The sequence below is a fragment of the Streptomyces sp. SID14436 genome, assembly GCF_010548465.1.
In the GTDB taxonomy this organism is placed as follows: domain Bacteria; phylum Actinomycetota; class Actinomycetes; order Streptomycetales; family Streptomycetaceae; genus Streptomyces.
This window is the reverse complement of sequence record NZ_JAAGMD010000631.1, coordinates 1-7,772: the sequence shown is the minus strand read 5'-3', so window position 1 is coordinate 7,772 and position 7,772 is coordinate 1. Positions and strand designations below refer to the sequence as shown.

Below are 7,772 nucleotides of genomic sequence, written 5' to 3'. Positions count from 1 at the left end.
TCCTGCGCAGCACGCCGTCCGCGAACTGCACGGCGTCGAGCTGGACGGTCACCTCGTGGGGGTCGTGGGTGTGGTCCCCGTCCCCGGTGTCCCCGGCGTCGTCCTCCTGCCAGGGGTCGCGCACCGGCCGGCCGGCGCCGGCCGGCTGTGCGGGGGCCGCCTCGTCGGGGCCGGGTGAGGCCGGCGCGGGCTTCAGCAGCGACGTCGTCGGGGACGCCGGCCGGGGCGGGCGCGCGGACGGCACGCGCAGGGCCGTGGTCCGCTCGGCTTCGGGGATCTCCGGGCCGGGGGCTCCGGGGCCGGGGATGCCGGTGATGGCGTCGCGGCCGGTCCTCAGCACCTTCTCGGCAGCCGACGCGCCTTCGGGACGCTCCGGTTGGGCGTCTTCTCGCCAGTCTTTCACGCGCACGCACTTCCCCCCAGGGACAGATCCGGGTGCGCGTTCGACCCGAGCACTCGTCGGCGGACCGGGCCCCCAACCCGCTCCGAGCGCCCCGTTTATCACACTGTGCTCGGGAGTTGAATGTAGCGCACGCGGAGGTCCCGTGCCGACCGGGTGGCGATTCGTATCGATCGTGAGACATCTCGGGGACGGCACCACGACAAAAGGGCTGGCTGGATCCTTTCGGTCCACATTTCGCCATCAGCCACCCCATACCGGGCGAAGTCATGGTTAGGGAAGCGGAAAGCCGGACGGGCCGGTGGCGTGCGCATCCGGGGGCGGCGGACACCGGTCCGCCCCCTCCCGCGCGGGCACCCTTCCGGCCGCTGGGATCCGGCCATGATCCGCCGGATCGCGCCACGCCCGCCGAGTCCCCGCGACACGCCGGGCCGCGCCCGGGTACGGGAACGACAGAGGCCCCGCCGCTTTCGCGACGGGGCCTCTGCCCACATGGGGCAAGTGGAGATGGCGGGAATCGAACCCGCGTCCAACGGTGCGGAACCAGGGCTTCTCCGTGTGCAGTCGGCTGTGCTTTTCTCGGCCCCGGAGATCACGCCGACAAGTCTCCGACGGGCCCAGTCACTGTGAGATTTCCCTTTTCACCCCGTGACCGGGATCAAGGTTTAGTTCCCTAGCTGATGCCAGGATCCGGGTCGGGAACACCCCCGGGCTGACACTCCCTTGAGTAGGGGAGCCGCTGCTCGCTACCTGAAGATCAGGCAGCGAGGGCGAGCTCGCCCTGGGAGATGGATCGCTTGGAATTGGCGATTATTTTTTTCGGCCTGTGGTTTACGAGATCATGGCCGCTTCCTCGACACGCTTCCCCTGCTTCGACAGCCGCTGTCGAAACCGATCATCCCCATGTTGTTTTTTCAAGACCCCGCCCGGAGGAGGGGCCACACGCACCCGCTATGGGGTGCTGGTGCCATCGTACGTGACCAACGCCGGTCCGTGCCAGCCTATTCCCGCGCAGGCCACCGGGCCTATGGGGGTGTCTGACGAATGAGCGCGGGAGAAGGAGCGGCGTCCGGTGCGTGCGATCGCAAGGCGCCGGAGCGTCCTCGTGGCGGAGCCACGTGGGCGGTTCGGCAACGCGGCGAGCGTGCGTGCCGGGCGTCGCGACGCCGCGGGCATTCGCCAGACACCCCCTATGCGCGCTGCTTGCGGCGCACCGCGGAGATCGCCCGCTCGGCCTCGCGCCGGTCCTGCTTCTCCCGCAGGGTCTGCCGTTTGTCGTACTCCTTCTTGCCCTTCGCCAGGGCGATCTCGATCTTCGCCCGGCCGTCCTTGAAGTAGAGGGCCAGCGGCACGATGGTGTGGCCCGTCTCCTGGGACTTGGACTCCAGCTTGTCGATCTCCTCGCGGTGCAGCAGCAGCTTCCGCTTGCGCCGCGCGCTGTGGTTGGTCCAGGTGCCCTGGCTGTACTCCGGTACGTGGACGTTGTGCAGCCACGCCTCGTGGTCGGTCAGCTGGACGAAGCCGTCCACCAGCGACGCCCTGCCCTGACGCAGCGACTTCACCTCGGTACCCGTGAGGACCAGGCCGGCCTCGTAGGTGTCGATGATGTGGTAGTCGTGCCGCGCCTTCTTGTTCTGCGCGATCAGCTTGCGCCCTTTTTCCTTAGCCATAGTGCAGCCATCTTCGCACTGAGCGGGGGATCGGGGGGAAGCCGTTTACGGGCGGGGCGCGTCCTGCTGCCCCAGGCCGCGCAGCACCGTCGTGGCCCGCTCCAGGGCCGCGTCGTCGGTCTCGACGTCGGGAGTGATGCCGCGGCCGTCGACGCCCCGCCCGGAGGGGGTGCGGTAGTGGCCGACGGTCAGCTCGGCGACCGAGCCGCCCGGCAGCCGGCTCGGCATCTGCACGGAGCCCTTGCCGAAGGTGCGGGAGCCCACCACGACCGCCCGTCCGCGGTCCTGCAGGGCGCCGGTGAGCAGCTCGGCCGCGCTCATCGTCCCGCCGTCGACGAGCGCGACCAGCGGTCTCGCCGTGTCGCCCCCGGGGTCGGCGTGCAGGGCGCGCTGCTCGCCGTCGACGTCGTAGGTGGCGACGAGGCCGCCGTCGAGGAAGGCGGAGGCGGCGGTGACGGCCTCGGTGACCAGCCCGCCGGAGTTGCCGCGCAGGTCCAGGACGATCCCGGCCCCGGCCGGGACCCGCCGCACGGCCTTGCGGACCTGCTCGCCGGAGCCCTTGGTGAAGGCCCCGACGGTGACGACGGTGACCTGTGCGGCCAGCTCGCGGACGGCGACGGACTCGCGGGACAGGCGGGCCCGGCGCACGGTCTCGGTCCAGGTGCGGGAGCCGCGTTCCAGTCCGAGGCGGACCCGTGTGCCGGCGGGGGCGTCCGTGCTGTCGCCCCGCAGGAGGGCGACGACCTCGGTGACGGGCCGTCCGTCGACGTCGGCGCCGTCGACGCTGCGCAGCCGGTCGCCGACCCGGATGCCGGCGCGGTCGGCGGGGCTGCCGCCGCCCACCCGGGTCACCTCGATCCGGCCGTCCCGGGCGCGGGCCCACAGGCCGACGCCGGTGTACTGGCCGTCCAGGGCCTCCTCGAACTCCTCGTACTCGCCCGGGGAGTAGACGGCGGCCCAGCGGTCCCCGCTGCGGCTGACGGCCCGTTGTGCGGCCTCCACGGGGGAGGTGCCCTCGGCCATGGCCTCCCGGGCCGCCTCGCTCACCTCGGTGTGGTGCCCGGCGGGGGCCGACCGGGCGCCGTCCGCGGTGGCCTTCGGACCGGCACCGGGCAGGCTGCCGGTGGCGGCACCGGCGACCAGCACGCTCGCGAACACCAAGGTCAGGGCGGCCCCGCGGCGGAGGCGGCGGGGCTGACAGAACAGGTCACGACCTGACATGCCGGTGAGTCTAGGACAAGGGGAAGGGGCGCACGGCCTGTTGGCCGCGCGCCCCTTTTTGGCAAGAGTCACACCTTCAGGTACTTGCGCAGCGCGAAGAACGCCGCCACCGCCGGCATCAGGAGACTCGTCGCGAGGATGAGCGGCAGCTTCGTCAGGACCGCGTCCCAGCCGATGAAGTTGATCAGGTTCAGCTTCTCGGACAGGGCGAGGCCGTTGTCGATGATGAAGTACCGGCCGACCACCAGGAATCCGCACGCGAGCGTGCCGCCGATGAGTCCGGCGACCGCGGCCTCCATGATGAACGGCGCCTGGATGTAGAAGCCCGAGGCGCCGACCAGGCGCATGATGCCGGTCTCGCGCCGCCGGCTGAACGCCGAGACGCGCACCGTGTTGACGATCAGCATCAGCGCGACGACGAGCATCAGCGCCATCACCGCGCGGGCGGCCCAGTTCATGCCGTTCAGCAGCCCGAAGAGGTTGTCCAGGATGCCCTTCTGGTCCTGCACGGACTGCACGCCGTCCCGGCCGTCGAAGGCGGTCGCGATGACCTGGTACTTCTCCGGGTCGGTCAGCTTGATGCGGTACGACTCCTGCATCTGGTCCGGGGTCAGCGAGCTGGCCAGCGGGGAGTCGCCGAACTGCTCCTTGTAGTGCTTGTAGGCGTCGTCCTGCGTCTCGTGGGCGACCGTGTCGACGACCGACATCTTCTCCAGGTCGGTCTTGATCTGCTTCTTCTGGTCCTCCGTCACCGCGCCCTTGGCGCAGTTGGGGTCGGTCTCCGCGTCGCTCTTGTTGCACAGGAAGATCGAGACGTTGACCTTGTCGTACCAGTAGCCCTTCATCGTGGTGACCTGGTCGCTCATCAGGAGCGAGCCGCCGAAGAGGGCGAGCGACAGGGCGACGGAGACGACGACCGCGAAGGTCATCGTCAGATTGCGGCGGAGACCGACGCCGATCTCCGACAGTACGAACTGGGCACGCATGGCGGGTCCTTCAGGCCTTATGAGTGGACGCGTTCGAGGGTGATCAGTGCTGGTAGCCGTAGACGCCGCGGGCCTGGTCGCGGACGAGGCGGCCCTTCTCCAGCTCGATCACGCGCTTGCGCATCTGGTCCACGATGTTCTGGTCGTGCGTCGCCATCACCACGGTGGTGCCCGTCCGGTTGATGCGGTCGAGCAGCTTCATGATGCCGACGGACGTCTGGGGGTCGAGGTTGCCGGTGGGCTCGTCGCAGATGAGCAGCTTGGGCCGGTTGACGAAGGCCCGGGCGATGGCCACCCGCTGCTGCTCACCGCCGGACAGCTCCCCCGGCATCCGGTCCTCCTTGCCGCCGAGCCCGACCAGGTCGAGGACCTGCGGCACGGACTTGCGGATCTCCCCGCGCGACTTGCCGATGACCTCCTGGGCGAACGCCACGTTCTCGCCGACCGTCTTGTTCGGCAGCAGGCGGAAGTCCTGGAACACCGTGCCCAGCTGGCGCCGGATCTGCGGCACCTTCCAGTTGGAGACACGGGCGAGATCCTTGCCCAGGACGTGCACCTGGCCGTGGCTGGCCCGCTCCTCGCGGAGGATCAGCCGCAGGAAGGTGGACTTTCCGGAGCCGGAGGACCCCACGAGGAACACGAACTCACCCTTCTCGACCTCCAGGGAGACGTCACGGAGGGCTGGACGGTTCTGTTTGGGGTAGACCTTGGAGACGTTGTCGAATCGGATCACGGATGCACCACGGGTCGCCGGGGGTAGATGAGCGTGACCTTACGCGAAGCGGAAGGCCGCCCGCAGTCACCGCCCGGGGTTACGCCGCAGTTGCGCCCTATGTGAGGCATGTACGGCCCGGCTGCCGGGGGAATGCGGCCGTGGGGGCGGGCCGCGCCGATTTCCGGCGGAGCTGGCACAGTGGAGGGGGGAACGTTCACGGCGCCGCGGACGTTCCATGAGTGAGGACCGGTGCGAGGAGGCGAGCGCATGACGTACGACCGGCTGGTGTGCGCGAACTGCGCTGCGCCCGTGAACGAGGGCCGGTGCCCGGTGTGCCGCGCGAACCGTGAGCGGCTGCAGCAGGAGAACTTCTTCGCGGGCCTGAACCCCATGATGCTGATCGCGCTGCTCGCGGTGCTGGTCGCGGCGGTGGCCCTGCTCGCCCACCAGACCGCCTGACCCGCCCTCCCCGCACTCCCCGCAGGAGACCGAAGACGGACGCAGAGGGGCCCGGAGCGCTGTGCGCTCCGGGCCCCTTCGTCACGTCACGCCCCGCGTACGGTGCGTGCGGGTGCCGTCACCGTCAGGCGGCGGCACCGCCGCGGCCGGTCATGAGACGCGGCAGCACGCGGAAGCCGATGCCGCCGGCGATCATCGTGGCGGCGCCGATCACCAGGAAGGTGGTCTCGGCGGCACCGGTCTCGGCGAGCTCGTCACCGCTGCCCTGGGCGGAGGTGGCGGGCGCGTCACCGGTGTCGGTCAGGGCCGAGGAGCCCTGCTCCTGGGCGGCGGGGCCGTTGCCGCCGGCCGGGGTGGTACCGGCGTCGTCGTCGCCGCCCTTGTCGCCACCCGGGGTGGTCGGCTTCTCGGTGGGCTCCTCGACGGGGTCCTCGCCGCCGTTGCCCGGCTCGTCCGGCTTCTCGCCGCCGTTGCCCGGCTCTTCGTCACCGCCGCCGGGGTTGCCCGGCTCCTCGTCACCGCCGCCCGGGTTGCCCGGCTCCTCGTCACCGCCGCCCGGGTTGCCCGGCTCCTCGTCACCGCCGCCGGGGTTGCCGGGGTTGTCGCCGCCGTCGTCCTCGCAGTCCGGGTCGGTGCCGATGATGCCGCAGCTCGGGTCCGGCAGGATCGGGTCGGCCTGGGCGACACCCGCCACCATCAGCGACGCACCCGCGGCGACGACTGCGCCGGCAGCGATGCGTGCGACGCGGACCCGCGTCTTCTTCGTCATATGCGTGCTACCCCCAGTAGCTGAATCGTCAATGAGGCCACGCCCGGGGCCGTGATCGACGGGGGTGCAACTGTGGTGACGCGCCCCCCGGTTCACATGCGCCCCGGAGATGCGCATGCCACCCCGCACCCTTCCGATTTTCCAAAAGAACGTCAAGGCCGTTGCGTACGCGATGTCCCCGTACGCACGCTTTGCCGAATGAGGGAGGCGCAAGTGTGACGTAAAAGGCGTGCCGACCGCGCCCTGGAACGACAAATGCCGCCCTGGGGGCGGCAGTTGTCATGTCGACAAAGCGCTCGGGCGCGCGGCGGGCTACTTCTCCCGCTGCTTGCGCCAGCGAATACCGGCCTCCAGGAAGCCGTCGATCTCACCGTTGAACACCGACTCGGGGTTGCCGACCTCGTGCTCGGTGCGCAGGTCCTTGACCATCTGGTAGGGGTGCAGCACGTACGAACGCATCTGATTGCCCCAGGAGTTGCCGCCGTCGCCCTTGAGGGCGTCCATCTTGGCCTGCTCCTCCTGGCGGCGCCGCTCCAGCAGCTTGGCCTGGAGGACGTTCATGGCGGTGGCCCGGTTCTGGATCTGGGACCGCTCGTTCTGGCAGGAGACGACGATGCCGGTGGGGATGTGCGTGATGCGCACCGCGGAGTCGGTGGTGTTCACGCCCTGCCCGCCGGGGCCGGACGACCGGTAGACGTCGACGCGCAGATCGGACTCGTCGATGTCGACGTGGTCGGACTGCTCGACGACCGGCAGCACCTCGACCCCGGCGAAGGAGGTCTGGCGGCGGCCCTGGTTGTCGAAGGGCGAGATGCGCACCAGGCGGTGCGTGCCCTGCTCGACGGAGAGGGTGCCGTAGGCGTAGGGCGCCTGCACGGCGAAGGTGGTCGACTTGATGCCGGCCTCTTCGGCGTACGACGTCTCGTAGATCTCCGTCTTGTAGCCGTGCTGCTCGGCCCAGCGCAGATACATCCGCTGGAGCTTCTCGGCGAAGTCGGCGGCGTCGACGCCGCCGGCCTCGGCGCGGATGTTGACCAGGGCCTCACGGGCGTCGTACTCGCCGGACAGGAGGGTGCGGACCTCCATCTCGTCCAGCGCCTTGCGGACCGACTCGAGCTCCGACTCGGCCTCCGCCCGGGTGTCCGGGTCGTTCTCCTCCTCGGCCATCTCGAACAGCACGGCGAGATCGTCGATCCGGCCGCGCAGCGTCTCGGCCTTCCTGACCTCCGCCTGGAGGTGGGAGAGCTTGCTGGTGATCTTCTGCGCCTCGTCCGGGTTGTCCCACAGGGACGGCGCGGCCGCCTGCTCCTCGAGCACGGCGATATCTGCCCTGATCCTGTCGAGGTCCAGGACGGCCTCGATCGACTCCATGGTCGAGGAGAGGGACTTGAGCTCTTCGGATACATCGACGACTGCCACGCCCTCCAGCGTAACGGTTCCGCCGCCCGGCCCACGCCGGGTGCGGCACTCCTGGGGACCGGGCGGGCCGGGCGGAACCCCGTCCGGGGCGGCTCCGCGGGCCGGGGCGGGCCCGGCTGGCGGGGCGGGCCGG

General features: G+C 70.4%; 7 protein-coding genes, 1 other RNA gene and 1 pseudogene. 1 reads left to right on the top strand and 8 read right to left on the bottom strand.

What is annotated here, in order from left to right:
• The 6 genes and pseudogenes from G3I53_RS22505 to ftsE form a co-directional block, all read right to left on the bottom strand.
• Nucleotides 1–403 (bottom strand): annotated as a pseudogene (locus G3I53_RS22505) (hypothetical protein); the annotation flags it as partial.
• A 496-nt stretch (nucleotides 404–899) separates the two neighbouring features.
• Nucleotides 900–1,303, bottom strand: a transfer-messenger RNA (tmRNA) gene (gene ssrA, locus G3I53_RS22500).
• Between the two features lie 287 nt (nucleotides 1,304–1,590).
• Nucleotides 1,591–2,070: an SsrA-binding protein SmpB gene (gene smpB, locus G3I53_RS22495; RefSeq protein ID WP_164339294.1), complete on the bottom strand. Its 480-nt coding sequence runs from the start codon at nucleotides 2,068–2,070 to the stop codon at nucleotides 1,591–1,593.
• 45 nt (nucleotides 2,071–2,115) lie between these two features.
• Entirely contained in the window at nucleotides 2,116–3,291 is a 1,176-nt protein-coding gene (locus G3I53_RS22490) for a S41 family peptidase (protein ID WP_164438704.1), read from the bottom strand.
• Between the two features lie 68 nt (nucleotides 3,292–3,359).
• Entirely contained in the window at nucleotides 3,360–4,277 is a 918-nt protein-coding gene (gene ftsX, locus G3I53_RS22485) for a permease-like cell division protein FtsX (RefSeq protein ID WP_164333261.1), read from the bottom strand.
• A 43-nt stretch (nucleotides 4,278–4,320) separates the two neighbouring features.
• Nucleotides 4,321–5,010, bottom strand: a complete 690-nt coding sequence (gene ftsE / locus G3I53_RS22480) for a cell division ATP-binding protein FtsE (protein WP_164333262.1) — start codon at nucleotides 5,008–5,010, stop codon at nucleotides 4,321–4,323.
• A gap of 249 nt (nucleotides 5,011–5,259) precedes the next feature.
• Here ftsE and G3I53_RS22475 point away from each other — a divergent pair, with 249 nt between their 5' ends.
• A complete protein-coding gene (locus tag G3I53_RS22475; RefSeq protein WP_164333263.1) occupies nucleotides 5,260–5,451 on the top strand; it encodes a hypothetical protein in 192 nt (63 codons plus the stop codon).
• A 124-nt stretch (nucleotides 5,452–5,575) separates the two neighbouring features.
• Here G3I53_RS22475 and G3I53_RS22470 read toward each other — a convergent pair whose 3' ends face one another.
• Nucleotides 5,576–6,220: an LPXTG cell wall anchor domain-containing protein gene (locus G3I53_RS22470; protein WP_164333264.1), complete on the bottom strand. Its 645-nt coding sequence runs from the start codon at nucleotides 6,218–6,220 to the stop codon at nucleotides 5,576–5,578.
• A gap of 312 nt (nucleotides 6,221–6,532) precedes the next feature.
• The gene (gene prfB, locus G3I53_RS22465; RefSeq protein ID WP_164333265.1) at nucleotides 6,533–7,639 is read right to left on the bottom strand and encodes a peptide chain release factor 2; all 1,107 of its coding nucleotides are present in this window, start codon (nucleotides 7,637–7,639) and stop codon (nucleotides 6,533–6,535) included.
• Between the last annotated feature and the right edge of the window lie 133 nt (nucleotides 7,640–7,772).

Excerpts from the sequence above, each read along its gene's own strand:
- smpB (WP_164339294.1), bottom strand. The coding sequence starts at position 2,070 with ATGGCTAAGGAAAAAGGGCGCAAGCTGATCGCGCAGAACAAGAAGGCG.
- G3I53_RS22490 (WP_164438704.1), bottom strand. The coding sequence starts at position 3,291 with ATGTCAGGTCGTGACCTGTTCTGTCAGCCCCGCCGCCTCCGCCGCGGG.
- ftsX (WP_164333261.1), bottom strand. The coding sequence starts at position 4,277 with ATGCGTGCCCAGTTCGTACTGTCGGAGATCGGCGTCGGTCTCCGCCGC.
- G3I53_RS22475 (WP_164333263.1), top strand. The coding sequence starts at position 5,260 with ATGACGTACGACCGGCTGGTGTGCGCGAACTGCGCTGCGCCCGTGAAC.
- G3I53_RS22470 (WP_164333264.1), bottom strand. The coding sequence starts at position 6,220 with ATGACGAAGAAGACGCGGGTCCGCGTCGCACGCATCGCTGCCGGCGCA.